Consider the following 24,942-nt stretch of genomic DNA (forward strand, 5'->3'; position numbering starts at 1 on the left):
TCGCCCTAATCTGTATAGGCGACCAAGCCGTGCCTCGACACTTTTGCTCCAACAACTAGCCATAACCACAAGAGAGGAGCTAGAACAAATAAATGTCCTAGCTCCTCTCCTGAACTGTAAGTAACTATCCGAACAGAAAATGCCTATCTCTAAGGCATTTTCTATTCTCGTTAATTTTGCCAGAATAGGACGATGAAATAAGTGAAATCACTATTACTTCCGTCCCGCTTTCCGCTCGATCTTATCTTACTATTGTATATATACCGCTTAAATTATTAAGGGAATTTAGGGAATTGATCAAAGTCAGGTTTACGTTTTTCTTTAAACGCATCGCGACCTTCTTTTGCTTCATCAGTAGTGTAGTAAAGTAATGTAGCATCTCCAGCCATTTGTTGCAAGCCAGCTAAACCGTCTGTGTCAGCGTTCATAGCTGCTTTCAAGAAACGTAATGCCGTTGGAGAATGTTGCATCATTTCTTTACACCATTGTACTGTTTCATCTTCAATACGATCTAAAGGTACAACTGTGTTAGCCATTCCCATGTCTAAAGCTTGTTGTGCATCGTATTGACGGCATAAATACCAGATTTCACGTGCTTTTTTATGTCCGACGATGCGTGCTAAATAACCTGAACCGTAACCTGCATCGAATGAACCTACTTTAGGACCTGTTTGACCGAATTTGGCGTTGTCTGCAGCGATTGTCAAGTCACATACGACTTGTAAGACGTTACCGCCGCCGATTGCATAACCTTTAACCATTGCAACTACTGGTTTAGGAATCACACGGATTAAACGTTGTAAATCAAGAACGTTTAAACGAGGAATTTGGTCATCGCCAACGTAACCGCCGTGACCACGAACTTTTTGGTCTCCGCCTGAACAGAATGCTAAGTCGCCTTCACCTGTTAAAATGATAGTTGAAATATTTTGATCATCACGCGCACGTGAAAAAGCATCCATCATTTCTTGAACTGTTTTAGGTGTGAATGCATTACGCACTTCTGGACGGTTAATCGTAATTTTAGCGATACCTTCAAAAAATTCATATTTTATCTCTTCATATTCTTTAAGTGTTTCCCACTGTCTAGTCATTATGATCCTCCTTATTTAAAAAACCTAATACTATTATAGCAAATTGTTCGGCATCTTCCACGTGAACAGTGTGTCCCGCTTCTTCTACCTCATGTACTTCACACCGCGGTATAACCGCTTCCATCTTATCTGCAATGCTCACAAATTTCTCATCGCGTTCCCCTACTATCAAGCAAACCGGCATTGTCAGTGCAGATAATTCAGGCCACAGATTCGGCATATTGCCTGTTCCGTAGTCTCGTAATGCTTTGGCCAACCGTTCAGGATTTTGAGCCAACCGCATATTACGAATACGCGCTCTTTGCGTTGCAGTCATTATTTCAGCTTGACTGGCAAACAACGGCAGTTTCTCCCAATCGTTGACAAATAATTCTATGCCCGCAATTTCTAAGACTTTTGCGCGTGCTTCATCTACTTGTATCCGCTCAGTGCGTGAAGCGTTGTCTTGAATACCAGGAGAGGCACTCTCGAGTATCAGCCCCTCTGGTTTTATTTTCCCGTGAAGGGCATAATACAACGCGGTACGGCCTCCCATTGAGTAGCCGTGTAACGTGATGTGGTACTTGCGATAGTGCTGCAGCACTGTGTCCAATTCGCGTTGAATAAAGGAGAAGTCCCATGTTTCGGTGTCTGGACTTTGGTCTCCTCCGTGTCCCGGTAATTCTATTGTTAAAATAGAAACGTGCGAACGCAACCTTTCAATATGTGCATCGAAGGTCGAAGCGTCGCTGATAAAGCCGTGCAGCATGACAAGTAACTGATTGTTCTGATTTGCAGCGGTACTTTTATAAAATTGATAGTTAAGCATTGACGATTTCACTCAATTTCTTGTATAGAATTTGATGTTGTTGCAAATTATCTTCACGATCGGTACGGATTTCATAAATATACGAATCCAGCTGAGAAAGTGTTGTGTATTTAAAGTCTTCCACGGTTTCTAAGTGTTGATAACCGAAGTCATACAGATGTGCGGCATGTTTGAATTCTAGATGTGTCGGTGTGCCAAATAATCGTTCGAAATATTGTGCAGCTGATTGCTTTTGAGGCAGGTAAGAGAAGATACCTCCGCCATCGTTGTTCAACAATACAATATTGATATGAATATCATTTAATTTAGCCATCAACAGACCATTCATATCATGATAAAAAGCCAAGTCTCCGATCAGCAAGGTTACCTTTTTATGAACGGCCATGCCGAGTGCGGTGGAGATAACCCCATCGATACCGTTCGCACCCCTATTAGCATAAATCTGCATTTTACCTTTGACGAATAAATTGTCAATATCTCGAATCGGCATACTGTTGCTGACAAATAAAGTATCCTCTTCAGTGAGTTTTTCTAAGAGCACGCCCACGTTTGCTGCTTCATCTGTAGCATGGTTCACGTAGCTTTCCACCTCAGCCACAGCTTGATAATTCATTTTCTGCCATTTCGTCAACCAAGCACGACGATAAATAACGGGAACTTCTCCTAAAGAGCGGAAAAAGTCATTTGCAGACATCTCGAAAGTAATGTCTGAAGGTACCGGAAAGGCGTCTGGCAAGGCACTATTTTGAACTAAAATCTGATAAGCATTAGAAGCTTTCAGCCATTGATTTAATTTCTTAGATAACACTGGTTTGCCTACTCTGATTACAAAGTCGACTTCAGGATCAAGTCCTGAACGAAAGAGCAGATCATAAGTTGAAATCACATTCGGATGTTCAGATTGGCGCAAGCCGCTTAATGGTCCTGCCAAGATAGGCAAATCATGTACCGTGGCAAACGGCAATAATTCTCGTGCATCTTGATGCTGCATGTCTCCAACGATAATGAGTCCTTTCTTCTGCTTCAAGATAGGCAGAATTTTATCAATAGAGGCTGTTTTTTGATAGTTAGGTATTTCTTTTTCATCTGTAGTTAATAAATCTGTCATTTCGAAATCAGGTGTCAACGGTTCTCTGAATGGTAGATTCAAATGCACTGGACCTCTTTGCGGCCCTTGGAAGAATTGACTTGCAATCTGCATTTGATATTTGACTACTTCTACGGCACCGTCAGAATCATCAGCGAGCGGCATGTCGAATTGATGACGTACGAAATTCTGGAACATGTTGACTTGGTTGAGCGTTTGCGGTGCTCCGATACCTCGCAACTCGTGCGGTCTATCGCTGGTAAGGACGAGAAGCGGCAAGTTACTGATGTCACTTTCCGCTACTGCAGACGTATAATTAGTAGCTGCAGTTCCAGAAGTACATAAAATAGCAACTGGACGGTTACTGCCTTTGATTAAGCCGAGCGCAAAGAAAGAAGCGCTACGTTCATCCGGATGAATCCATGTTTGAATACCCGGATGCGCTTCAAAGGCTAAAGCAAGCGGTGTAGAGCGTGAACCTGGACTGATGACAGCCTCTCTCACTCCATATGCATACATTTCTGATGCCATTGTAAACACTTGTTTTGTTAATAAAGTTTGATGATTATCCATGATTTTCGACTCCTAAAGCATTCATCATCGGCGTGAATTTCAAAGTCGTTTCCGCAAGTTCACTTTCCGGTTCTGATTGCTTAATAATTCCACAGCCAGCAAATAATGTTGCTTGATTTTGTTTAATCAGCATTGAACGTATTGCCACAATAAATTGACAATTATCTTCCATATCAATATAACCTACAGGTGCACCATACAAGCCGCGCGTACCGAACTCTCTTTGCTCGATAAAGTCTACCGCTTTTTCTTTCGGATAGCCTCCAAGTGCTGGCGTTGGATGCAAGCGGTCTAATAAGCCGATATACGTTTTATTTTTAAGTGTTCCGGAAATTTCCGTATATAAATGATACAGATGGTCATTTTTCAAGATTTTCGGATGTTGGTTATAATCTACATCATCAACATATGGTTCAATATCATCTAAGATACTTTGAACAACAAAGCGATGCTCATGCAAGTTCTTCTTATCTTGTAAAAAGGCATTCAAATGCTGTTTGTCTTCTTCCTCATCATTGGTGCGTTTAATCGTTCCTGCCACTGCCTTAGTAGATAATACTTGATTGTCTACTTCCATCAGTTGCTCAGGTGTTTGTGAAAAGAAAACAGATTGCTCAGATTCGATGACAAAGATATAACTGTTCGATTCGCTTTTCAAAGCATTTTCTAATACATAAGCAATATCGATATCTTTATTGAACTGAATCATACGACGACGCGCTAAGACAATTTTTTCGTCCTCGTTCATTGTCTCTATGGCTTCTTGAACAATATTCAGCCACTCGTCTTTATAAATATCTTCACAACGTTTGATTTCTCCATTAGGTGTAGTAGGCTGTACCTCAGTACTTATTATTTTTTCTGAGAGCGCCTTTAAATCTTCTATGTTAAATTCATCTCTCGGTACTGTATACGTTAAGTAGGTGTGATTTCCTTCCATTGTAATCAGCACCTTTGGCAAGACAAAGTGATTCAATCCGAACTGACGCCATTCATCTCCTGATTTATGCGTTGAAAATTGGAAACCTCCGCAAACTTTCAGATGATGATGAGACGTATCCGGATGGATGAGTGCAATTTCTTCTTTATATTTCTCCCATTCTCGAAAAATAGATTGTTTATTTTCATGATTATTTTTCAATTTTAATAGTGCATTATATCCGAAAAAGGCTGTTTTCCCTGAGTTGTCTCTAAAATAAAAACGATCTTTTGCTTGTCCCTCAGTCATCTGAAAAAGCATTATCGGATCTGTCGGCTGGTCAATTTTAATCTCAACTGAAACCCATTTTTCCGAGTTTTCATAAACAGCGTCGAGAATTTGATCATCCTTAACACTTACAGTCATCTATCTCACTTCTTTCGTCATTCAAATTATTCACATTATCTCATTGTATCATTTTTTACGTTTCACTGTACTTTGATTTGCATTTTAATAAGTTAAAATCTTTACAAAAGTTGACCTTTCTACTTTCATTGCTTAAAATTAATTTGTTAATCAGAATGCATGTTATTCATTTATCAGCCGCACTCTGAAATTTGTTATTCTAAAGATTAAGAAGGAGAAGAAATGTCAAATCAATATCAACAATATTCTACTGTTAGAAAATACTGGCATTTGATGCGTCCGCATACATTAACAGCTTCAGTCGTACCTGTGCTTGTAGGGACAGCCACTGCAAAACTTTTCTTATTAGGCAGTGAAGATCATTTAAAACTAAGTTTATTTATAGCTATGTTGCTGGCTTGCTTATTAATTCAAGCTGCTACAAATATGTTCAACGAGTATTACGACTTCAAGAAAGGACTCGACGATCATACATCAGTCGGAATCGGTGGCGCGATTGTCCGTAATGGCATGAGTCCAAAACTGGTCATGAACTTGGCGCTTGCCTTTTATGTGATTGCCGGTCTGCTCGGTCTTTTTATCGCTTCACAAACATCTTTCTTATTGATACCGATTGGAATTGTTTGTATGGCAGTAGGGTATCTCTATACTGGCGGGCCGTTCCCGATTTCTTGGACACCATTTGGCGAATTATTTGCCGGCGTGTTTATGGGTCTGATTATTATCTTGATTTCATTCTTTATTCAAACTGATAATCTGCAAGGTTATGCAGTCTGGATAAGTGTTCCGATTATTATTACTATCGGCTTGATTAATATGGCTAATAACATTCGCGACCGTGTGAAAGACCAGCAAAGCGGACGTAAAACCTTACCTATTTTATTAGGCAAAAAAAATTCCATCCGCTTCATGGCACTCATGTACATCATTGCGTACGTATGGGTAGTCTACACAGCCTTTTTCGTGCCAGGCGGTTCAATCTTTTACTTGCTCGCGTTGCTATCCTTCCCATTCCCAGTCAAAGCAATCCGTCGCTTCAAGAAAAATGATACACCTGCAGAAATGATGCCGGCGATGGGTGCCACAGGTAAAACCAATACAGTATTCGGTTTACTTTATGCATTAGGTATTTATATCAGTGCATTGTTAGGCGGCATTTAAATATATCTTGCTAAAAACGCTGAACATTTATTGTTCGGCGTTTTTTTCTATTACCATATGACGATACAAGTGACCATACAAATCAACGGTTCCCTCAGTTTCAAAACCTAATCGTTGGTAGAGATGATAAGCTCCAATATTTTCATAATCACAGCTTAAGCTGATTTTCTGATCTCGATGCCCTTCAATCACATAATGCATAAGCTGTGTTGCAATACCTTTACCCCTATATTCGGGAAATACGGCTACTGTTTCAATGTATAATTCTCCATCTTCCGCTTCCTTTAAAGGTAAAGGCGTCCCCATTTTGCGTGCTTCCTCAGGTAAATCCAATTTCAACCAATTCGCTTCTAAATCCATTTCCTCTTCGCCTTTATATATAACAATAATTCCAGCTATCTTTCCCTCAACTTCATAAACCAATACATTACCATAATAAGTTCTGTAAGGCGTCTTCGTAATAACTTGTTCTAACCAAGAAACCACTTGCGCTTTAGTAAATTGTTGAACAATCGGCAATTCCATATCTTCCCAAATAATATAAGACAATTCAGCAATTTCACGTTTATCTTCAGGTTTTGCTTGTCGTATCATAATGTCCCCTCTTTTTCTTTTAATCACTTCTAGTTTAACAATAATTCCTCTTCTTTTGGAAAAAAGTGCATCTACCTAAGCTTCAAAAAGCAACTCTAACTCTTAAAAGTGCCTTCTAGTTTAACAAAATAGATTTGATATGATTGGATAAGTAGCTAAATTGGAAATATTTCTCTAATTATTACATAATGTATATGTAGAGATATCACATAAAAGGAGCGTTTGCTAATGGAAGTAAACAAAGTCATTTATATTGCACTGGCCATTTTCTTAGGTGGCTTCGGTATCCACAAATTTTATGCAGGACAAACCGGTTTAGGCATTCTCTTCCTGCTATTTTGTTGGACAGGGATACCCCATGTCATTGCAGTCATCAGCGCCATTTTCACTATACTTTTCAAACCTGCAGATAAAAATGGAAACATTACATTTCATTAAGGAGAGATTTATTTGAATAAAACAACTATTCTTTCGTATTTAAAATCATTTCCAAGTAAATATTTGATCTTATACATGGACAATCAAGCTGAAATTTCAGTTGAAGGCATTAATGAAGAAACTGATGAAGGCGTGCTTCATGTAACTGAACCTGCAGAATATGTGGTAAACATTTCTAAAATCTCGCATTTTGAAATTTTACAACGTTCTACTTATTAAATGAATAAAGCGCAAGAAAGGGCTGGGACAAAAATCATGTCCCAGCCCCTCGTGTATTTAACCATGGAAAATCAATAATAATACTACAGCCGCAATTTGAGCAATCGAAGTTGTAATAATGCGACGTGTATAGAAATAACTGATTGATAAGATAGCTTGAGCAATAAAGATAAAGACGCATAACCAAATTTGGTCAAAATAGAAAAACAATGAAGCTGAACATAAAGCAGTAATGAGAATTGCCGCCCAAGCAGGCAACTTCAAGTTCAGTAATTGTTTTTGCAGTACCGTACGCATATATAACTCATGACATGGAATGACGAATAATAAAGTCACTAAAATCTGCCATTTAAAATATACGCCTGAACGTGTTAAATCTTTAATCAAAGTAGTGTATGACACTTCTTGACTTATTAAAGACATAATCAGCTGCACAATAATTAAAGCAACTGCGGTAATAATACCAATACCAATAGATGGTAATAGACGTTTCGATGCAATATCACGTTGGTAGAATACGTAACTGATACCGGCAAATAACATGATGCCAGTATACAAATACCAATATTCCTGTCGTTCTCCCCACATGATAAATAAAATAATGTGGAAAATTATAAAACTAATAATAAACCACAATAAAGCTTTTGTATTTGTTTTCATTATTCTTTAACCTTCTTGATCAACTATCTTATAACGTTTATGGTTAATTACCGTTTTTTCCGGTAAATCCAATTCTTCGAAATTCTTCATAATTGTTAAATCTACAATTACTGAATTATCATTAATTTTTTCAACACGACCTCTAAGTCCATCATAAAATTCTACAATATCTCCTACTTCTGCAACAGTCATTACAGGTCCTCCTCGAATTATACTAAATTATATTGTACTAAAATTTGTGCTCTAAATAAACAAATATCATATGAAAGCGTTATAATTATACTAAATTCTAACTTAATTGTGAAATCCCAACTATTTTATTGGCATTTTAGTTCAAAATAAGAGATAAATAAAGTGTTAAGGAAAAGTAAGCTTAAAGGAGAGAATAGGCATGAAATTTGTAAGCAACAACAATATTACAGACCCCAAACTTAATTTAGCAATGGAAGAATATGTATTGAAATATCTTCCTCAAGATAATGATTACTTCTTATTCTATATTAATCGCCCATCCATTATTATCGGCAAGAATCAAAATACGATTGAAGAAGTCAATCAACAATATGTTGAGGAACATAATATAGATGTAGTCCGACGAATTTCAGGTGGTGGCGCTGTTTATCACGACTTCGGTAATCTGAACTTCAGTTTTATCACAGATGATGACGGCAATAGTTTCCATAACTTCAAAAAATTTACACAGCCTATCGTGCAAGCGCTAAACAGCTTAGGAGTAGATGCTGAAATGACTGGAAGAAACGATATTCAAGTCGGACCAGCTAAGATATCTGGAAACGCTATGGTAAAAGTGAAAAACCGTATGTTCAGTCACGGTACTTTAATGCTCGACAGTGATTTAAACGAAGTCCAAAACGCATTACGTGTTAATCCTGCTAAAATTAAATCTAAAGGTATCAAGTCCGTAAGAAAACGTGTTGCCAATATTTCTGAGTTTCTAGAGGAACCACTGGATATTGAAACGTTTAAACAAATTATTTTGAAACATATCTTTGGCGAGCATGAAGTTGAAGAATATAAATTAACTGATGACGATTGGAAAAATATCGAAGCGTTAAGCGATGAAAAATATCGTACATGGAATTGGAATTATGGTAAGAACCCTAAATATAATTTCGAACGTGAGGAAAAATTTGAAAAAGGATTTGTGCAAATTAAGTTGCATGTTAAAAAAGGACGTATTGAACACGCTAAAATTTTCGGAGATTTCTTTGGTGTCGGTGATGTATCCGACTTAGAAGAAGCGTTAATCGGCAGCTTGCATAATTTCGAAAGCATTGAAGAAGCACTTTCTGAATATGATTTATATCATTACTTTGGAGATATTCCGCGTGAAGAACTAATTAGATTGATGTCTTAATAACATAACAAAGGACTATTCATTATCAGTAACAATGAATAGTCCTTTATTTTACCCAGGAACACGATGTCGAATTATCCAATTAAAACATCCTCCAATTGATTATATTCTGCTGTATAGCGATTAAATGCCTCTTCATCTTTATTAACTAATGCTTGATCAATCAACTCAGTTAATTTTTCCTTTCGCACATTACGCAAAGCTTGATCGATAACAAGTTCAACCCCCAAATCATTCACATTAGCAACAAATGCCTGCAACGTCCCATTTTTTACATTGATATTGTGATTCATAGTAATCACTGCCTTTCTCTTTTTTATGTAACTACGAGTATACAGTGTATTTATTTTGAAATCAATGAATATTCTGATTTTTTAAAAATAAAAAGTGTAATATTAGCACTAAAGTTTCTATTGACTTTTTCACGCCATAGTATACAATAATTGTAGGTTTTGATTAATAAATATTTTAACTTCAAACAACTTAATAGGAGGAACAGTACAGGACATGACTATGGAAGAACATTATATCTTCAAACGTAACGACATCGCTATTATGCCCATTATCATGGAAGGAGAACCTTATCCCCTCACCCAAATTTTATCTTACGAAAAAGAACCGCGTATTTTAAAAATTTCTCCGAGGAAATCCCTCGAAAAATCATGCAAGTTCTACGGCTCAAAATTTTCAATTTTAAGATCAGATACGATCAGATTAACAGATATCAAAAGCAAGCCCCCTATCTTACTCTCACCTATTATTTCAATCATCTTATTTTCTACTCAATCTATCAGTTCACCATCAAATATTTGGATAAACATTGAATATGTAAAAGATATTAAAGCAATAGGTACAAAAGAAACCCAAATTAATTTTATTGATGGCCAATCTATTACTGCGCCCGTTACATCCCGCACTATCAATCATCAATATAAAAATGCCATTTATTACGAACATCTCATTAATAAGCGCGTTAAAACTATCAAGTGGAATACTGAGAAACCAATCGACTATTCCAAACCCTCACTAGATGTTTATGAAACACTTTGCAAATACCTGGTTATCAATCAATCTAACAAATCATAGCTGCAATTAAAATTTATAGTAGTAAGTTAATATGCGGGATATTGATATTAATTTGGTGTAAATATTCCGCATATTTTTCGTTATTTTCTCTTGAAAATTTTAAAGTGATTGATATAATAGTACTTGTGCTTGAATAAATCAGATTAATCCACAGTAGCTCAGTGGTAGAGCTATCGGCTGTTAACCGATCGGTCGTAGGTTCGAGTCCTACCTGTGGAGCCATTGGAAACGTACTCAAGTTGGCTGAAGAGGCGCCCCTGCTAAGGGTGTAGGTCGCGAGAGCGGCGCGAGGGTTCGAATCCCTCCGTTTCCGTAAATGACTTAGAAATAGTTAGAATCCGTTGTTATGACTGATTCTAACTATTTTTTATTTTGCCCTCTATCCCTTGATACATAAGGCTTTACAGCTGTTTTTTAATTTTTATAACTTTTCTTACTTGGAATCCATTAGAATCGCCTAAAAAATTTTAGGCACAATGTGTCTAAAATTCCATTCTTTTTTTATAAAAAAGACACACTGTAGACACGTCAAGGACATATGCTTTCTAATCAATTATATATCTAGATTCTTCAACATTTCCTAATAGTCTTCTCAAATCTTCTTTGAGATTTTTCAAAGATATTGACTAATGCATCAATACCATTGCCAGTTTGAGCAATGTAAAGCGCATCTTTATACTCTTTTTCATATTCACTGTGCACAACTATTAAATCTACGTTGTTATCTAAACATTGTTTTAGGATAATAAAGCGCCCTACTCTGCCATTTCCATCATGGAATGGATGGATCTTTTCAAATTTACTGTGAAACTCAGCAATTTTTCTAGTGTCCATCTTAACTTCATTATATTCTTGCAATAATAGTTCCATGTCGAAATGTATTGTTTCCGGGCTCGATAATTCTAATTCTACCTTACTTAATCTAGCCAGCATGGGTCTATAAGTTCCGGCAAGTTTACAATCAAAAATACTCAAAGAATTGTTTAGTAAAATACCATGAAATTCTTTGAATAATTTCTCCGATAATTTTTCATTATATATTTTTGCGATGAAATCAAATACTTCTATTGAATTTGCAGTCTCTATAATATCATTGAGTTTATGTGAGCCTATCACTCTATTCTCTTTAGTGAGTTCCATGATTTCTTCTTTACTAAATGTGCTACCTTCTAATCTATTTGAATGGAACAAAAAACTCTGTTTTTAACCTGTTATATACTTCAATATTTAATTTTTTTAGCAAAAGTAAATGCTTTCCTGTTATCTTCATGGTGTCCGCCTCCTTAGTTTCTTAATAATATTAATGCTCACTATGTTTTATGTGTAACTATTTTATAGAGCTTATTCCTTATCTTAAATTCTATAAGCATTCAATAAAGCCATAATATGTTTTCTGATTGCATCCCTATTCTTTTCATTATTTTCTATATACTCGTCAACCATTCCAATTATACCATGACCAAGAAAGCTCAAGGTCATATGATAATCCAAGGCTTTCTGTCGGCATATTTTTTCAGAGACTACTTCTGTTAATACTTCTTGGAAAAATTGAATTAATTGCTGGCGGCTCTTTTTAAAATGATAATCACCAAATAATGTGCGATAAAACTTTTGGTTTTGATAAAAAAACTTTAACCATTCATCTACTATCAAATTTAAATTAACAATTTTAAATGTATGACAAATTTCTCTTAGTTCTTCTAACCTTTTTATAAATATTTTTTCTAACAAATCGTATTTATCTATATAATGGAGATAAAATGTCTTTCTCGCTATTTGTGCTGCAGATGTGATTTCTTTAACAGAAATTTTATCTATTTCTTTTTGATAAAAAAGAGTTAAAAATGCACTTTCAATATTATTTTTAGTTTTAATCACTCTTAAATCTTCTTTTTTCATTATATCTCCTCACTTACAACCCACATTTTAAATAACTGTGTATTAATTCTCACATAATATTTTAATAATTTTGTTTTCTTGTTTTCATATTTTAACATAATACTAAGAAGTTGCTATGCTCTATTGATTGAGTTTCTCATAAGTAACGCAAGGGTATAGTATCTTTGTACAATAAACGAATGGAGGCAATAATATATGAAACATAGAATTCAAGTAAGCGATGAAGTTGCATTAAATGTAGATGATTTCGGCTCAGGTCAACCATTGGTGTTCTTACACGGCTGGCCAGCAAATAACACAATGTTTGAATATCAAGCAGATTTCGTTGTAGAGAACGGCTATCGTTATATCGGCATTGACCATCGCGGTTTCGGTTTATCAGACAGAGCAGCAGATGGTTATGATTATGATACTATTGCAGATGACATTCAAAAAGTTGTAGATGAATTAAACTTAAAAGATATTATCGTTGTAGGATTTTCAGTCGGCGGAGCATTAGCCTTGAAATACGGCGTCAAACATAACAGTTCGAACTTGAAGAAAATGGTCTTATTAGGACCAGCTGGACCTAGTTTCGTTCAACGCGACGGCTATCCATATGGCTTGAAACCTGAAGACGTTACAGCTTTAATCGAGCAAATTAATGATGATCAACCTAAAGCAATCGGCGACTTTGGTGAAGATTCATTCTTTAATTCAGATATTGAAGTTTCAGATGAATATAAACAATATTTCAATGCAATGACTTTAACTTCTTCTTTAATCGGTACAGTTAAACTTGCTGAATCATTAAGAGATGAAGATTTGCGTGAAGAAATTAAATCATTAGATTTACCAGTATACGGTATTCATGGCACAGCGGACCATGTTTGCCCTATCGAATTCTCTGAGTATCTTGAAAAAGAAGCACCTGATTATACACTTTCAAAAGTTGAAGGTGCAGGACATGCATTGTTCTTCGAGAAAAAAGATGAAGTGAACCGCTTATTATTAGAAGCATTAAAAAAATAAACGCTAACTTATTTTCTATAGAGCGGCTAGGACTATTAAAGTCCTTAGTCGCTTTTTCTATACGCAACTTTAACTCACTCTATCTCTCCTCAATTTCAACAAAGTCAACTTCTAGATATATATGCTATTTACTTTTGCATGTTAAGCTCACTTTTAATTTTTATTAATATTCAGAATTTTCTATTGAAATCGCCTTTCTTTCATGCTATGATTACGTCATTAATTTATTTTTACTTTAGTTCGGTAGAGAATAAAAGCGAAAGTGTGGGACGGCAATGGATTATATTGAGTATCAAGATAAAGTGTTGAGGAGAAAAGCATTAGAATATCAATTCTTAAAGTATTTCCAAAATCACGGTTATACAGTGATTGATTTACATTTTATTGAACGCTTGAATTGGCAGCAGTTGACTCAAGATGATTTAGAAAGTATGAGTACACGCAGTATTTGGAAAAATGGTCAAAATTTTTATGCTTTGAGAAATGACTGGACGGATCAGCTGCAACATTATGCTCGAACGTATGATTTGAATTTCAAACGTGCTGTGTATGCAGGGCCTATTGCTAATAATGAGCATATCAACAGTAATTTAGGTATTGAAGTATTCAATCCTTCTTATGAAGACATGCTCACTAGTTTCCAATACATGTTGCAATTTGTGCGTGAAGAGATGCAGCAACCAGTTGACTTTGCTGTTATCGGTCATTATCAACTCTTAGATTTACTTTTAACACAATCAGAACAAACGCCTGAGATCTTAAAATTAATTAACGAACGCAACATTTCTGAATTAAGTCAACGCTTAACGCCAACTCATCCATTGATAACTTTATTAAATCAACCTACACATGTACAGCTTGATTATATTCCGTCTCTTATTCCAAATGAGCATCCAACCTATTTGTCGCTCTTACGTTGGTCTGAGGAATTGAGAAGAGCCGGTATTGAAAGTATTCATTTAGATATTACGACCATGCCGCCAAAGTCTTACTATATCGGTAGTTTCATGCAGTTGTTCACTAATAATCAGTCTGAACCTGTGATGTCAGGCGGCCATTATGCTGGTGAAATTGAAGGGTTCGGCTTTGGAATTAAATTAGACTGGGAGGTTGTTTGAATGTTAACAGTGGCACTCAGTAAAGGCAGATTGTTGAAAGACTTTATTCGATTTTTAGAACAAAATGGTAATGCTACTTGGGCAGATGCATTGAATCAGCGAGAACGTAAACTTCAAATTACTGTTGGTTCCATCAAATTCATCTTAGTCAAAGGTTCAGATGTCCCAACCTATGTAGAAGAAGGCATTGCAGATATCGGAATTACTGGAAGCGATATTTTAAAAGAATGCCCTGAGCACAATATTAATAATTATCTTGATCTTCCCTTTGGTCAGTGTCATTTTTCAGTAGCAGCTAAATCTCAGACAACAGAGATACAGCGTGTAGCCACGACCTTTGTGAAAACCACACGTGATTATTTTAATCAGAAAGGGACAGATGTTACTATTATTCGCTTATCTGGTTCTGTTGAACTGGCTGCTGTAGTGGATATGGTAGATGCCATAGTAGATATTGTACAAACCGGGACTACGCTCAAATCAAACGGACTAGAGGAACGAGAACGCATTGGTGAAATCAATGCACGTCTTATTACTAATAAACACGCATTTTTCAGTAAATCACAAGCTATCGAGAATTTCATCCAGCAACTGGGGGTTTCTATTCATGCTCAATAAACAAGATTTTTATCGTCAATTCGAAACAGCGTCCGCTTCAAACCAAGACTTGTTAGATAGTGTTCAAGCCATCATTCAAAATGTAAAACTGAATCAAGATGCGGCCTTATTTCAATATAACCAGGGGTTCGATCATGTTGAAGTTGCTCAGCTAGAAGTACCTGCTGCAACTATTGAAAAAAGTCTAGATCAAATCTCTCCTGAGTTACGCATAGCCTTAGAAGAAAGTTATGAAAACATAAAATCATTTCAACAAAAGATAAAACATGAGAATGTCATCGGAGAACATACAAGCCAAATATATCACCCTATAGAAAGTGTTGGTATCTATGTACCTGGCGGGAAAGCTGCCTACCCTTCGACTGTATTAATGACAGCTACCTTAGCTCAAGTAGCGGGCGTAGAAAACATAGTAGTCGTGACACCTCCGCAACCAGAAGGCATCAATCCAAGTATTTTAGCTGCCTGTCAGCTTACAGGTGTCCATCATGTCTATCAAGTTGGGGGCGCACAAAGTATTGCTGCTTTAGCTTTTGGGACTGAAACAATTCCAAAGGTTGATAAAATAGTTGGACCCGGCAATCAATTTGTAGCGACTGCCAAACAATTATTGTACGGCTACGTAGGCATTGATCAAATTGCTGGACCTAGCGAAATTATGATTATTGCTGACGAGACAGCAAAACCTGAATTTATCGTCCAAGATATTCTGGCTCAAGCAGAACATGATGAACATGCCCGTACTTTTTTACTTTCTACTAGTAAAAAGATTTTAGAAAAAGTGGAAGCACTATTACCTGAAGCGATTCAGAATGCGCCGCGTAAAGCGATTATTGAATCGAGTATTAAACATTTTCATTACGCAATTCTAGCAAAAGATAATGATGAGATTATTGAGATTGCAAATTTCGTTGCGCCAGAACATCTTTCAATTCAAACGCAAAATCCTGAACGATATCTTTTTCACATCAAATATGCCGGCGCGATGTTCTTAGGTTCTTATGCACCAGAAGCGCTGGGTGATTATAATGCTGGTCCCAGTCATGTGCTGCCGACCAATCAAACCTCCCGCTTCACTAATGGGTTGACCGTCAACGATTTCTTAACCAGTCATTCTGTTATCAGCTTTGACCAAACCGCCTTCGACAAACTTGCGCCGGGAGCCATGGAAATTGCACATACCGAAGGATTATATCAACACGAAGCTTCTGTTCGTGTCAGAACAAATAAGGAGATGGAGGAAAATGATTAATATCAATCAGAATGAAAGTCCTATAGCAGCTTTGACCTCATCAGAAATTACAGATATTGTGGCCGCTTCTGATTTCAAAGTCTACCCAGAAGGTCAATATGAAGCTTTCTTAAAAGCCTACGCTGACTTCTACCATTTAAATACTAATCAAGTATTAGCAGCGAACGGCTCCGATGAATGGATACAAAAATGTATGCTGGCTTTGCCTAAAGGTCCTGTGCTTGCGCTCAATCCGGATTTCGTCATGTATACCGAGTTTGCACGACAAACCGACCGCCCTATCGAATATGTAGAATGTAAAGCAGATTTCAGTTTTTCTCTTGAAACGATTTTGACACGCATTGAAGAAGTCCGACCTGCCTTTTTCATTATGAGCGTTCCGCATAATCCGACCGGCATTCAATATTCTGCTGACTTTTTAAAAGCGATTAGTGACAAATTGAAAAGTATAGGCAGCTATTTTGTCTTAGACGAAGCCTATATCGAGTTTGGACAACCCAACGAAATACCGCTTGAATCCCATCTCATCATCATGAAGACACTCAGCAAAGCTTTTGCTCTGGCAGGCTTACGTATCGGCATCGTCATTTCAACACCTGAGACGATCCAATTACTCAATCGTTTGGCGCATCCCTATCCGATGAGTACCTTATCTTTACGCTTAGCAGAGGCACTCTTTAAAAATCATACCCGTGTGGAACACTTGCTTGCAGAACAACGCTTCCTATGTCGAAAACTGCAAGATATTTTCACTCAATATGCAGACGATAAAATGACTGTTATACCTTCGAAAGCGAACTTTGTATTCACTTACGGCACTCATGCACGTGATTTAGGCGAATACGTAATGGCGCGTGGTTTCCAACCTCGTTTTTATGAAGTAGCATTATTATCAGAAGCTGTCCGCTACTCTATTGCTACCGAGCTAGAACTCAACCAATTATCAGCGATTGTTAAAGAATGGAGTGATCAATTTGATTTACAGCAAACAACGTGAAACAAAAGAAACTTCTATCCAAATAGCTATAGATTTATCAGGCGAACAAACAACTTCAATTAAGACAGGAGTCGGCTTCTTAGACCATATGCTGACTTTATTCAGCTTTCACAGTGGAATCAGTTGTCAAATTGAAGTGCAAGGTGACAATGAAGTAGATGATCACCATACCACCGAAGATGTTGGGATTGTTCTAGGACAATTACTCTTGGAAGCAATTAAAAATCAACAATCCTTTACACGTTATGGCTCATTCTATATCCCGATGGACGAGACCTTAGCACGAGTGGTGACTGATATCAGCGGTCGACCTTATCTTTCTTTTAATGCCCAATTCTCAAAGGAAAAAGTAGGTACCTTTGATACGGAATTAGTTGAAGAATTTTTCCGCGGTCTGGTCATTAATGCACGTCTCACTACCCACATCGATTTAATTCGAGGTGGCAATACACATCACGAAATTGAAGCAATATTCAAAGCCTTTGCAAGAAGTTTAAAGATTGCTCTATCTGACGACGGATCCAAAGGTGTGCCTTCATCGAAAGGTGTGATTGAATGATTGCAATTGTAGACTACGGCCTTGGCAATATTAAGAATATTGAACGCGCTATTCACCATTTAGGTTTTGAAGCCGTTTTAACTGATGATTCTGAGGTCATTCGTTCAAGCTCTCATATTGTATTGCCAGGTGTGGGTCATTTTAAAGATGCAATGCAAGCATTGAAACAGTCAGGGTTAGATAAGGTACTGATTGAATTGCAAAATTCCAAACCGTTTATCGGTATATGTTTAGGGATGCAGTTGATGTTCGACCACAGTGCTGAAGGAGATAGTAACGGCTTAGGTATTATACCTGGTAAAGTAGTACCGATTAAAACAACTTATCCGGTGCCGCATTTAGGATGGAATAATTTAGAAAGCGAACATCCTCTGCTTAATCAAGATGTTTACTTCATACACTCATATTATGTACAAACTGAAGCTCCAATTATAGCAACAGCAGATTACGGACTGCCTATTACAGCAATTGTTCAAGCGCAAAATAAAATCGGTATCCAATTTCATCCGGAAAAAAGTGGAGATTATGGATTAGAAATATTAAATCAAGCATTGAAAGGCGGTTTTATTGATGATTGAAATTTGGCCAGCAATCGACCTTATTGATTCAACCAGTGTCAGATTAACTGAAGGCGATTATACCTCGAAAGAAGCAATGACCAGAACAGCTGAAGAAGCAGTGTCCTTTTACAGCCAGTTTGAATGTGTGACTCGTATTCATGTCATCGATTTAATTGCCGCCAAGCAACAAACACCGATGGAGACAGACTATGTTGAACAATTAGTCGGGTTAACCGACTTACCCTTCGAAGTCGGTGGAGGCATTCGTTCGCTGGAAACAATTGAAACTTATTTCAGCAAAGGTGTGCAATACATCATTGTAGGTACGAAAGGCATTCAAGATGTGGAATGGTTAAAAGCTGCTGCAGAGCACTATCCAGGACGTATTTACATTTCTGTAGATGCATTCGTAGATGAAATTAAAGTAAACGGCTGGTTAGAAAATACTGGAATTAATTTATTTGATTTTGTTGCAAAGATTAACCACCTTCCTCTCGGCGGCATTATTTATACCGATATTTCGAAAGATGGCAAGTTGCAAGGTCCTAACTTTGAATTGACTGCTCAATTAGTAAATTCGACTCCTCTGCCTGTGATTGCTTCAGGGGGGATCCGAAACCAAGCAGACTTAACTCAATTAGAACAAGCTGGTGTACAAGCAGCTATTGTCGGCAAAGCTGCTAATACTGAAAGCTTTTGGGAGGGATTAACGTGATTAAGAAACGCATTATTCCTTGTCTCGATGTAAAAGACGGTCGTGTCGTGAAGGGCGTACAATTTAAAGGCCTACGCGATATCGGTGATCCTATGGAATTAGCAGCCTATTATAATGCAGAATTAGCAGATGAGTTAGTGTTTCTCGATATTTCCCGAACTGAGAACGGTCACCAAATGATGCTGGATATCATTGAAGAAACCGCTTCGAAATTATTTATTCCCTTGACTATCGGTGGCGGCATCAGTTCTACAGCCGATATTTCAATATTACTAAAGCACGGTGCAGATAAAGTTTCGCTAAATTCCAGTGCTTTACGTCAACCTTCCCTGATTAAAGAAGCAAGCGATAAATTCGGTTCCCAGTGCATTTGTATCGCTGTAGATGCTAAATGGGAAGATGCTCGTAATGATTGGTTTTGTTATACACATGGCGGCAAACAACCCACGGATATTCGAGTCCTAGATTGGGTGCGACAAGTAGAAGCTTTAGGTGCTGGGGAATTGTTGGTAACCAGTATGGATTATGATGGTGTGAAACAAGGATTCGATCATCAGTTGTTGAAAAAGATAAATGAAGCGGTTAATCTCCCAGTCATTGCTTCAGGTGGCGGAGGCAATGCTCAGCATTTTGCAGATCTTTTTCAAGAAACAGACGTCTCTGCGGGGTTAGCTGCCAGTATTTTTCATGATAAAGAAACTACTATTGGTGCCGTTAAAACTTATTTACAAGAAAAAGGAGTGCAGGTCAGATGGCTGTAAAACCAGATTTTTCTAAAGGATTAGTTCCAGCAATCTTACAAGATAATCAAACACAACAAGTCTTAATGCTCGGATATATGAACGAAGAAGCTTATGAGCTTACCTTGCGCGATAAAGTATGCTGGTTTTATTCACGCAGTAAAGCCCGTTTATGGAAAAAAGGTGAAAGCTCTAAACATTACCAATATGTTGAAGATATACGCTTAGACTGCGACCAAGATACCTTGCTAATTAAGGTCACACCAGCAGGTCCTACTTGCCATACCGGGTCTACAAGTTGCTTTAATACCGAAATTCCGTTCTTTGTGGATAGTCTGGAAGAAATTGTGGCTGCACGTGCGCAAAGTGACGATGAAAAATCCTATACTCATTATCTACTGACTTCAGGTATTGAAAAAATAACTAAAAAATTCGGCGAAGAAGCTTTCGAAGTCGTCATCGCAGCGATGAAAGCAGACCATAAAGAATTGACCAATGAAACGGCAGATGTCTTATATCATTTATTTGTATTATTACATGCCTGCGACGTTCCTATTGCAGATGTCAAAAAAGTACTGCAAGCCAGACACCAGAAGAGCGGCAACTTTAAAGGCGAAAGACAAGATGTGCAAGATTGGTAAACGATGAATAATAAGGTGCCGGGACAGAAAGATTGTCTCGGCATCTTGTGTGTGATTTGTGTTATTTGACGTAAAAATAGGTAGGGAGATGTTGTATGGGAGCTAAGCGAGGTTGAAACTACCACGCGATTTCCCTTCATATTAAACATAAAAAAACAGGGGCCGAACATAAGATAATGTCTCAACTCCTGTAATCTATCACGTATTTATTTTTCAAAAGTAATTATCCAATTTGTATCTTCTCTTTAGGATAGTGGTACATCACGGGTTCTTTTCGACCACCAATCATAATGATAAAGGATATGAGGCCGACACGACCGATAAACATCAGCAACATCAAGATGACTTTGGTTAAATCATTACCGTCACTCGAGGCACCGAGAGAAAGTCCGCATGTACCAAAGGCAGACATGATTTCAAAGAACACTTGCAAGAAGGTTAATTTAGTCCCTTCAAAAGCTGAAGTGAGAATGATTGCTACAGACGTTAGTATCGTAGCCACCCCAAAGACTGTAAAGGTCTTTTGAATATCTGAAGGTTGGATTTCACGATTAAACACCTTTATAGTTGTGCTGTTCGTTTCATTTCTGAAATTAAGTATAAATAAAATTAGAATCGCAAAGGTCGTTGTACGAATACCGCCGCCTACAGAGCTTGGTGAAGAACCAATAAACATCAGTAAGCCCATCACAATATTGGTTGCATCTGAAAAATGCGTAATATCGATGGTTTCTAAGCCTGCACTTCTCGTCGTAGTGGACTGGAACATCGCATAAAACAATGCTTTGTGCCAACTTGAACCTTGAAAGGCATGGTTCGCTTCTAATAACAAGATTACAATCGTGCCCAGTGCAAACAAGGCTAAATAAGTAATCGTTGTAATCTTAGCGAAGAGTGAAAAACGGAAGTTTGGAATTCTATTTTTAATATAAGCTTTGACTTCAAGCAACACTGGAAACCCAATTGATCCTAAAGTGATTAAGAACATGACGATAGTTTGTACAAAGTAATCATCAGCATATGGAATGAGAGAATTGCCGGTAATATCTAAACCTGCATTCGTCGTTGATGAAATCGCTACAAAGAATCCCTGCATCAATGAATATTGAATGTCAGAGGAATCTCTGTAAAAATAAAATGCTAGCAAGAGTGCGCCGACCAATTCAATCAGCAGAATAGCTCGTACAATTTCAATAATCAGTTTAACTGCACCGCTCATCGTGTTGCGGTTATTATCTAACATGATCAGTTGTCTTTCACGCAAGCCGATATGTTTACCGAGAATCACCCATAAAACTGTACCCATTGCCATGACACCAACGCCGCCGATATTTAAGATAATCAATATGATAATCTGTCCAAATGTCGTATAAGTATCGACAATCGAGATAGGTGTCAGCCCTGTTACGCTAATACCTGAAACTGCCACAAAAAGTGTATCAATAGGATTCACATGCACGCCAGGTTTGTGCACGTAAGGCAAGTTCAACATTAAAAAAGCTGCAACGATAGCAAACAGGTAATACATTACTATACCTTGTTGAGGGCTGGTTCTTTTAAATAATTGATTAAAAATGGACAACTTTTTTCACCTCAACGTTACTTCAATTTAATCTCAATATCTTTAAGTTTACCATTTCTATAGATTTTTGCCGATAAGGATTTTTTATCATCTTTATGTTCAAAAATGACTTGTCTATATCGCAAACTATCTTCAATTTTTGTACCACCTAATTCTACTATAACATCGTCTGATTTCAAACCAGCTTTTTCAGCAATAGAATGATCTTTTACTGCGCGCACTACTGCGCCTTGTTCTACACTTTCTGGTAATTTCATTTGATGACGTTCTCCATCATTTAAATCACTTACATTAGAAACTTGCACACCTGTATTCGGATAATTAATGTGACCGTGTTTCTCTAGTTGTTTTGCTAAATCAAGTGCATGATTGACTGGAATTGCAAAGGCCATGCCTTCAACTGCTTGCATATCAATTTTCAATGAAACAATTCCAACTAATTTACCGTTCTGATCTACCACAGCTCCGCCAGAATTACCTGGATTGACTGGTGCATCAATTTGAAATGCTTTCGTCAGATTATCGTAATTGCCATCTTTGTCTATATCAACCGGTACATTTCTATTCAATCCGGAAATGATGCCGCTGGACACACTGCCTTTAAAATCAGCGCCTAAGGGGTTACCTACAGTAATTATCGGTTCAGCTAATTGAAGTTGGTTAGAATCACCTATGGCAATCGGTTTAACTTTGCTATCCTTATCAACTTTAGCTTTTACGACTGCAATATCGGAATATTTATCTTTACCGATAACTTTACCGTTTGTTTTTTTTTTATCATCATATAAAATATTTTGATTCGCTTTGTCGCCTACTACATGGGCATTTGTCAATATAAAAATAGAGTCGCCTACTTTTTTGTAGACGACACCTGAGCCGATTTCTCCGTCAGATTTGGGTGCTTCTTTTTCTACCGAACTTTTATTACTGTCTTTATTTTCAACCGTCACTACTGAGTGTGTGGTTTCTTTAGCAGCTTTCATCATGGCAGTTTGTTTCTTGTCTCCGCCATTAAAGGATGAAATTTGTCCTGAAGAGTTATCATCTCTATTGTGTAAGTTATGAAAAATAGCGAACAATAATAACACTAAAATAATTGCGCCTATAACCACCGCAATTTTTGCCCAATTACGACGTAAAAATTCTGAGACAGCCGAATTATTATGCGTATCTGGTGAATGTGTTGAAGGTGTATCTTGTTTAGCATTTTGATGACTTGGCTTTTCTGTAACGTCTTCTTTTTCTTTTGTATCGGATTTAGATTTTTCTCTATCTTTGTTATCTTTTTCCATAGAATTGTCTTCTTCTTTCTTAGAAGCTTTTTCAGATTGTATGCCTGCCACTCCACCTACTGCCGCTTCTTTCTTATCTTCATCACGCTGCTTCGGTTGATTTGCCGTATCAAATTCTGACTTATCTTTTTTGTTTTCACTCGGCACACTATGTAATGTTTCAGAAGATACATCGCCTTCTTGATTTTCATGTGCTTTTTGTTGTTGATGCTGAATTTCTTCTTGAGTCAACTTTTCAATTCTTGCTTTGCGTAAATTGTCCTTTACACGTTCCTCGTTGTTCTTAGCAAGTTTCGCTTCTCGTTCTTTCTCTCGTTCTTTAGCTTCTCGTTCTTTCTGTACACGTTTTTCGCGTTCTTCGTTATGGAAGAAAGCACGACGCTTACGTTTATAATGACGTTTCGGTATGACTTGTTTTCCATCCTTATGCTTTTTCTCTTCATTCGAATGTTTGTCATCTGCCATATTAACGCCTCCTTCACTACAATCTAACTATGTCTTAATTATGCCATAACTTTATATGAATTTCTTGTAAATCCTTGTTATTTATACAAATAATTCGACTTTATTTTTAGCAATATAAAAAACTCTTTCTCATTCAACCCATTAGGCGAATCAGAAAGAGTATTTAAAGGATTATTTATCTTTATGTTGCGCTGCTTTTTTATTATGACGGAGTGATGTCAACCAACCAATTATTACAAGGCCGATCATGACGCCCCAGAAGATACATTGCCATAAAATGGTATGCGGGAAGTTTTCTGGAATCAGTTGTACTTGTGGGTGTGCAAGTACTAATACTACTAATTTAATACCTACCCAGCCTACGATTGCAAATGCTGCACCTTCTAAGCCTGGATATTTATTCAATAATTCTACAAACCAAGTTGCCGCGAAACGCATTAAGATAACACCAATCATACCACCTGCAAACATGACTAAGAACTGTCCTAAGTCCATACCGCCGAAGTGGATGCCTACTGGTTTTAATGTGAATGCAATTGCCATGGCTGCTAACATTGAATCTATCGCAAAGGCAATATCTGCGAATTCAACTTTAGCTACCGTACCCCAAAACGCTTTCGGGCCCACTTTCTTTTCATTGCCATGTTGATCAAAGTGGTGATCATCCCCAGCTTCTGGACTTTCAGGTCCATGCTGGTCGGCTTTGAAGAATTGATATAAATTCCGCGCTGACATATAAAGTAAATAAAAAGCGCCGGCTGCTTGAATAAACCAGAAGTTTACTAAGTAACTGATTAAGAATAATGAAGCAAAACGAAATACAAATGCACCTAGCAAGCCGTAGAACAAGGCTTTCTTTCTCTGTTCAGGGGGTAAATGTCTGACCATAACAGCCATTACTACAGCGTTATCTGCTGCTAACAAGCCTTCTAAAAATACTAATACGAGCAGTACCCACAAATAAGGTAAAATTAAACTCGGATCCATTAGATAACAACTCCTTATTTCATAAAATGGTTCGTACAGAACACTCAAACGTCTAAGTATTCA

Annotated in this window: 28 protein-coding genes and 2 tRNA genes; 17 read left to right on the top strand and 13 right to left on the bottom strand. The window is 37.3% G+C overall.

Features of this window, described 5'->3' with window-relative positions; translation table 11 throughout:
* Positions 1–275: 275 nt before the first annotated feature.
* Genes menB through CKV71_RS09315 form a run of 4 tightly spaced genes read right to left on the bottom strand, consistent with a single transcriptional unit; the run spans position 276 to position 4,907 of the window.
* Positions 276–1,097 (bottom strand): 1,4-dihydroxy-2-naphthoyl-CoA synthase, encoded by an 822-nt coding sequence (gene menB / locus CKV71_RS09300; protein WP_186824460.1) that lies wholly within the window; start codon positions 1,095–1,097, stop codon positions 276–278.
* A complete protein-coding gene (menH, locus tag CKV71_RS09305; protein ID WP_095106124.1) occupies positions 1,087–1,902 on the bottom strand; it encodes a 2-succinyl-6-hydroxy-2,4-cyclohexadiene-1-carboxylate synthase in 816 nt (271 codons plus the stop codon). The genes menB and menH overlap by 11 nt, the downstream gene beginning before the upstream one ends.
* A complete protein-coding gene (gene menD, locus CKV71_RS09310) occupies positions 1,895–3,562 on the bottom strand; it encodes a 2-succinyl-5-enolpyruvyl-6-hydroxy-3-cyclohexene-1-carboxylic-acid synthase (protein WP_095106126.1) in 1,668 nt (555 codons plus the stop codon). The genes menH and menD overlap by 8 nt, the downstream gene beginning before the upstream one ends.
* Positions 3,555–4,907 (bottom strand): isochorismate synthase, encoded by a 1,353-nt coding sequence (locus CKV71_RS09315; protein ID WP_095106128.1) that lies wholly within the window; start codon positions 4,905–4,907, stop codon positions 3,555–3,557. The genes menD and CKV71_RS09315 overlap by 8 nt, the downstream gene beginning before the upstream one ends.
* Before the next feature lie 222 nt (positions 4,908–5,129).
* Here CKV71_RS09315 and CKV71_RS09320 point away from each other — a divergent pair, with 222 nt between their 5' ends.
* Positions 5,130–6,068 carry a 1,4-dihydroxy-2-naphthoate polyprenyltransferase gene (locus CKV71_RS09320; RefSeq protein ID WP_095106130.1) on the top strand — a complete coding sequence of 313 codons (939 nt, stop codon included), beginning with the start codon at positions 5,130–5,132 and terminating at the stop codon, positions 6,066–6,068.
* A gap of 27 nt (positions 6,069–6,095) precedes the next feature.
* Here CKV71_RS09320 and CKV71_RS09325 read toward each other — a convergent pair whose 3' ends face one another.
* Positions 6,096–6,662 (bottom strand): GNAT family N-acetyltransferase, encoded by a 567-nt coding sequence (locus CKV71_RS09325; protein WP_095106132.1) that lies wholly within the window; start codon positions 6,660–6,662, stop codon positions 6,096–6,098.
* A gap of 228 nt (positions 6,663–6,890) precedes the next feature.
* Here CKV71_RS09325 and CKV71_RS09330 point away from each other — a divergent pair, with 228 nt between their 5' ends.
* Positions 6,891–7,100, top strand: coding sequence for a TM2 domain-containing protein (locus CKV71_RS09330; protein WP_095106134.1), 210 nt, complete (start codon positions 6,891–6,893; stop codon positions 7,098–7,100).
* Between the two features lie 12 nt (positions 7,101–7,112).
* A complete protein-coding gene (locus CKV71_RS09335) occupies positions 7,113–7,319 on the top strand; it encodes a hypothetical protein (protein ID WP_095106136.1) in 207 nt (68 codons plus the stop codon).
* Between the two features lie 57 nt (positions 7,320–7,376).
* Here CKV71_RS09335 and CKV71_RS09340 read toward each other — a convergent pair whose 3' ends face one another.
* A complete protein-coding gene (locus CKV71_RS09340) occupies positions 7,377–7,979 on the bottom strand; it encodes a CPBP family glutamic-type intramembrane protease (RefSeq protein WP_095106138.1) in 603 nt (200 codons plus the stop codon).
* 6 nt (positions 7,980–7,985) lie between these two features.
* Entirely contained in the window at positions 7,986–8,171 is a 186-nt protein-coding gene (locus CKV71_RS09345) for a YkvS family protein (protein WP_095106140.1), read from the bottom strand.
* Between the two features lie 199 nt (positions 8,172–8,370).
* Here CKV71_RS09345 and CKV71_RS09350 point away from each other — a divergent pair, with 199 nt between their 5' ends.
* A complete protein-coding gene (locus CKV71_RS09350) occupies positions 8,371–9,357 on the top strand; it encodes a lipoate--protein ligase (protein WP_095106142.1) in 987 nt (328 codons plus the stop codon).
* A 74-nt stretch (positions 9,358–9,431) separates the two neighbouring features.
* On the opposite strand, the gene CKV71_RS09355 is transcribed toward CKV71_RS09350, so the two are convergent.
* The gene (locus CKV71_RS09355; RefSeq protein WP_047131718.1) at positions 9,432–9,650 is read right to left on the bottom strand and encodes an IDEAL domain-containing protein; all 219 of its coding nucleotides are present in this window, start codon (positions 9,648–9,650) and stop codon (positions 9,432–9,434) included.
* 214 nt (positions 9,651–9,864) lie between these two features.
* Between CKV71_RS09355 and CKV71_RS09360 the strand changes: the two genes are divergently transcribed.
* From CKV71_RS09360 to CKV71_RS09370, 3 genes are all read left to right on the top strand, one after another.
* Positions 9,865–10,443, top strand: coding sequence for a competence protein ComK (locus CKV71_RS09360; protein WP_231917518.1), 579 nt, complete (start codon positions 9,865–9,867; stop codon positions 10,441–10,443).
* A gap of 147 nt (positions 10,444–10,590) precedes the next feature.
* Positions 10,591–10,665 (top strand) — tRNA-Asn (locus CKV71_RS09365).
* A 2-nt stretch (positions 10,666–10,667) separates the two neighbouring features.
* Positions 10,668–10,756 (top strand) — tRNA-Ser (locus tag CKV71_RS09370).
* 257 nt (positions 10,757–11,013) lie between these two features.
* Here the strand turns inward: CKV71_RS09370 and CKV71_RS09375 are convergent.
* On the bottom strand, positions 11,014–11,583 hold the full coding sequence (locus CKV71_RS09375) for a Fic family protein (RefSeq protein ID WP_095106143.1): 570 nt from the start codon (positions 11,581–11,583) through the stop codon (positions 11,014–11,016).
* A gap of 213 nt (positions 11,584–11,796) precedes the next feature.
* The gene (locus CKV71_RS09380) at positions 11,797–12,342 is read right to left on the bottom strand and encodes a TetR/AcrR family transcriptional regulator C-terminal domain-containing protein (RefSeq protein WP_095106146.1); all 546 of its coding nucleotides are present in this window, start codon (positions 12,340–12,342) and stop codon (positions 11,797–11,799) included.
* Positions 12,343–12,537: 195 nt separating this feature from the next.
* On the opposite strand from CKV71_RS09380, the gene CKV71_RS09385 reads away from it, so the two are divergent.
* The 10 genes from CKV71_RS09385 to hisIE all read left to right on the top strand — a co-directional run bounded on the left by CKV71_RS09385 (position 12,538) and on the right by hisIE (position 20,553).
* A complete protein-coding gene (locus CKV71_RS09385; protein ID WP_095106148.1) occupies positions 12,538–13,353 on the top strand; it encodes an alpha/beta fold hydrolase in 816 nt (271 codons plus the stop codon).
* Between the two features lie 275 nt (positions 13,354–13,628).
* A complete protein-coding gene (locus CKV71_RS09390) occupies positions 13,629–14,471 on the top strand; it encodes an ATP phosphoribosyltransferase regulatory subunit (RefSeq protein ID WP_095106150.1) in 843 nt (280 codons plus the stop codon).
* Positions 14,472–15,089 (top strand): ATP phosphoribosyltransferase, encoded by a 618-nt coding sequence (gene hisG, locus CKV71_RS09395; RefSeq protein WP_095106152.1) that lies wholly within the window; start codon positions 14,472–14,474, stop codon positions 15,087–15,089. It begins immediately after the preceding gene.
* Positions 15,079–16,341, top strand: coding sequence for a histidinol dehydrogenase (hisD, locus tag CKV71_RS09400; RefSeq protein ID WP_095106155.1), 1,263 nt, complete (start codon positions 15,079–15,081; stop codon positions 16,339–16,341). Before hisG ends, hisD begins: the two co-directional genes overlap by 11 nt.
* Positions 16,334–17,338, top strand: coding sequence for a pyridoxal phosphate-dependent aminotransferase (locus CKV71_RS09405; RefSeq protein WP_095106158.1), 1,005 nt, complete (start codon positions 16,334–16,336; stop codon positions 17,336–17,338). Before hisD ends, CKV71_RS09405 begins: the two co-directional genes overlap by 8 nt.
* On the top strand, positions 17,316–17,897 hold the full coding sequence (hisB, locus tag CKV71_RS09410) for an imidazoleglycerol-phosphate dehydratase HisB (protein ID WP_095106162.1): 582 nt from the start codon (positions 17,316–17,318) through the stop codon (positions 17,895–17,897). The genes CKV71_RS09405 and hisB overlap by 23 nt, the downstream gene beginning before the upstream one ends.
* Positions 17,894–18,475: an imidazole glycerol phosphate synthase subunit HisH gene (gene hisH, locus CKV71_RS09415; RefSeq protein WP_095106164.1), complete on the top strand. Its 582-nt coding sequence runs from the start codon at positions 17,894–17,896 to the stop codon at positions 18,473–18,475. The genes hisB and hisH overlap by 4 nt, the downstream gene beginning before the upstream one ends.
* A complete protein-coding gene (gene hisA, locus CKV71_RS09420; protein WP_095106165.1) occupies positions 18,468–19,172 on the top strand; it encodes a 1-(5-phosphoribosyl)-5-((5-phosphoribosylamino)methylideneamino)imidazole-4-carboxamide isomerase in 705 nt (234 codons plus the stop codon). Before hisH ends, hisA begins: the two co-directional genes overlap by 8 nt.
* Entirely contained in the window at positions 19,169–19,933 is a 765-nt protein-coding gene (gene hisF / locus CKV71_RS09425) for an imidazole glycerol phosphate synthase subunit HisF (protein WP_095106167.1), read from the top strand. The genes hisA and hisF overlap by 4 nt, the downstream gene beginning before the upstream one ends.
* Positions 19,924–20,553, top strand: a complete 630-nt coding sequence (gene hisIE / locus CKV71_RS09430) for a bifunctional phosphoribosyl-AMP cyclohydrolase/phosphoribosyl-ATP diphosphatase HisIE (RefSeq protein WP_095106169.1) — start codon at positions 19,924–19,926, stop codon at positions 20,551–20,553. Before hisF ends, hisIE begins: the two co-directional genes overlap by 10 nt.
* Positions 20,554–20,776: 223 nt before the next feature.
* Here the strand turns inward: hisIE and CKV71_RS09435 are convergent, their stop codons facing one another.
* From CKV71_RS09435 to CKV71_RS09445, 3 genes are all read right to left on the bottom strand, one after another.
* The gene (locus CKV71_RS09435; RefSeq protein WP_095106171.1) at positions 20,777–22,135 is read right to left on the bottom strand and encodes a TrkH family potassium uptake protein; all 1,359 of its coding nucleotides are present in this window, start codon (positions 22,133–22,135) and stop codon (positions 20,777–20,779) included.
* Positions 22,136–22,152: 17 nt separating this feature from the next.
* Complete coding sequence (locus CKV71_RS09440) at positions 22,153–23,892, bottom strand: S1C family serine protease (protein WP_095106173.1); 1,740 nt, start codon at positions 23,890–23,892, stop codon at positions 22,153–22,155.
* A gap of 171 nt (positions 23,893–24,063) precedes the next feature.
* Positions 24,064–24,879 carry a TerC family protein gene (locus CKV71_RS09445; RefSeq protein WP_095106175.1) on the bottom strand — a complete coding sequence of 272 codons (816 nt, stop codon included), beginning with the start codon at positions 24,877–24,879 and terminating at the stop codon, positions 24,064–24,066.
* Positions 24,880–24,942 lie beyond the last annotated feature (63 nt).

This window comes from Staphylococcus piscifermentans (assembly GCF_900186985.1).
GTDB lineage: Bacteria > Bacillota > Bacilli > Staphylococcales > Staphylococcaceae > Staphylococcus > Staphylococcus piscifermentans.

Bases quoted from the DNA above. Each gene is read 5' to 3' on its own strand.
- menH (WP_095106124.1), bottom strand. From the start codon at position 1,902: ATGCTTAACTATCAATTTTATAAAAGTACCGCTGCAAATCAGAACAAT.
- menD (WP_095106126.1), bottom strand. From the start codon at position 3,562: ATGGATAATCATCAAACTTTATTAACAAAACAAGTGTTTACAATGGCA.
- CKV71_RS09315 (WP_095106128.1), bottom strand. From the start codon at position 4,907: ATGACTGTAAGTGTTAAGGATGATCAAATTCTCGACGCTGTTTATGAA.
- CKV71_RS09320 (WP_095106130.1), top strand. From the start codon at position 5,130: ATGTCAAATCAATATCAACAATATTCTACTGTTAGAAAATACTGGCAT.
- CKV71_RS09325 (WP_095106132.1), bottom strand. From the start codon at position 6,662: ATGATACGACAAGCAAAACCTGAAGATAAACGTGAAATTGCTGAATTG.
- CKV71_RS09330 (WP_095106134.1), top strand. From the start codon at position 6,891: ATGGAAGTAAACAAAGTCATTTATATTGCACTGGCCATTTTCTTAGGT.
- CKV71_RS09340 (WP_095106138.1), bottom strand. From the start codon at position 7,979: ATGAAAACAAATACAAAAGCTTTATTGTGGTTTATTATTAGTTTTATA.
- CKV71_RS09345 (WP_095106140.1), bottom strand. From the start codon at position 8,171: ATGACTGTTGCAGAAGTAGGAGATATTGTAGAATTTTATGATGGACTT.
- CKV71_RS09350 (WP_095106142.1), top strand. From the start codon at position 8,371: ATGAAATTTGTAAGCAACAACAATATTACAGACCCCAAACTTAATTTA.
- CKV71_RS09355 (WP_047131718.1), bottom strand. From the start codon at position 9,650: ATGAATCACAATATCAATGTAAAAAATGGGACGTTGCAGGCATTTGTT.
- CKV71_RS09360 (WP_231917518.1), top strand. From the start codon at position 9,865: ATGACTATGGAAGAACATTATATCTTCAAACGTAACGACATCGCTATT.
- CKV71_RS09375 (WP_095106143.1), bottom strand. From the start codon at position 11,583: ATGGAACTCACTAAAGAGAATAGAGTGATAGGCTCACATAAACTCAAT.
- CKV71_RS09380 (WP_095106146.1), bottom strand. From the start codon at position 12,342: ATGAAAAAAGAAGATTTAAGAGTGATTAAAACTAAAAATAATATTGAA.
- CKV71_RS09385 (WP_095106148.1), top strand. From the start codon at position 12,538: ATGAAACATAGAATTCAAGTAAGCGATGAAGTTGCATTAAATGTAGAT.
- CKV71_RS09390 (WP_095106150.1), top strand. From the start codon at position 13,629: ATGGATTATATTGAGTATCAAGATAAAGTGTTGAGGAGAAAAGCATTA.
- hisG (WP_095106152.1), top strand. From the start codon at position 14,472: ATGTTAACAGTGGCACTCAGTAAAGGCAGATTGTTGAAAGACTTTATT.
- hisD (WP_095106155.1), top strand. From the start codon at position 15,079: ATGCTCAATAAACAAGATTTTTATCGTCAATTCGAAACAGCGTCCGCT.
- CKV71_RS09405 (WP_095106158.1), top strand. From the start codon at position 16,334: ATGATTAATATCAATCAGAATGAAAGTCCTATAGCAGCTTTGACCTCA.
- hisH (WP_095106164.1), top strand. From the start codon at position 17,894: ATGATTGCAATTGTAGACTACGGCCTTGGCAATATTAAGAATATTGAA.
- hisA (WP_095106165.1), top strand. From the start codon at position 18,468: ATGATTGAAATTTGGCCAGCAATCGACCTTATTGATTCAACCAGTGTC.
- hisIE (WP_095106169.1), top strand. From the start codon at position 19,924: ATGGCTGTAAAACCAGATTTTTCTAAAGGATTAGTTCCAGCAATCTTA.
- CKV71_RS09440 (WP_095106173.1), bottom strand. From the start codon at position 23,892: ATGGCAGATGACAAACATTCGAATGAAGAGAAAAAGCATAAGGATGGA.
- CKV71_RS09445 (WP_095106175.1), bottom strand. From the start codon at position 24,879: ATGGATCCGAGTTTAATTTTACCTTATTTGTGGGTACTGCTCGTATTA.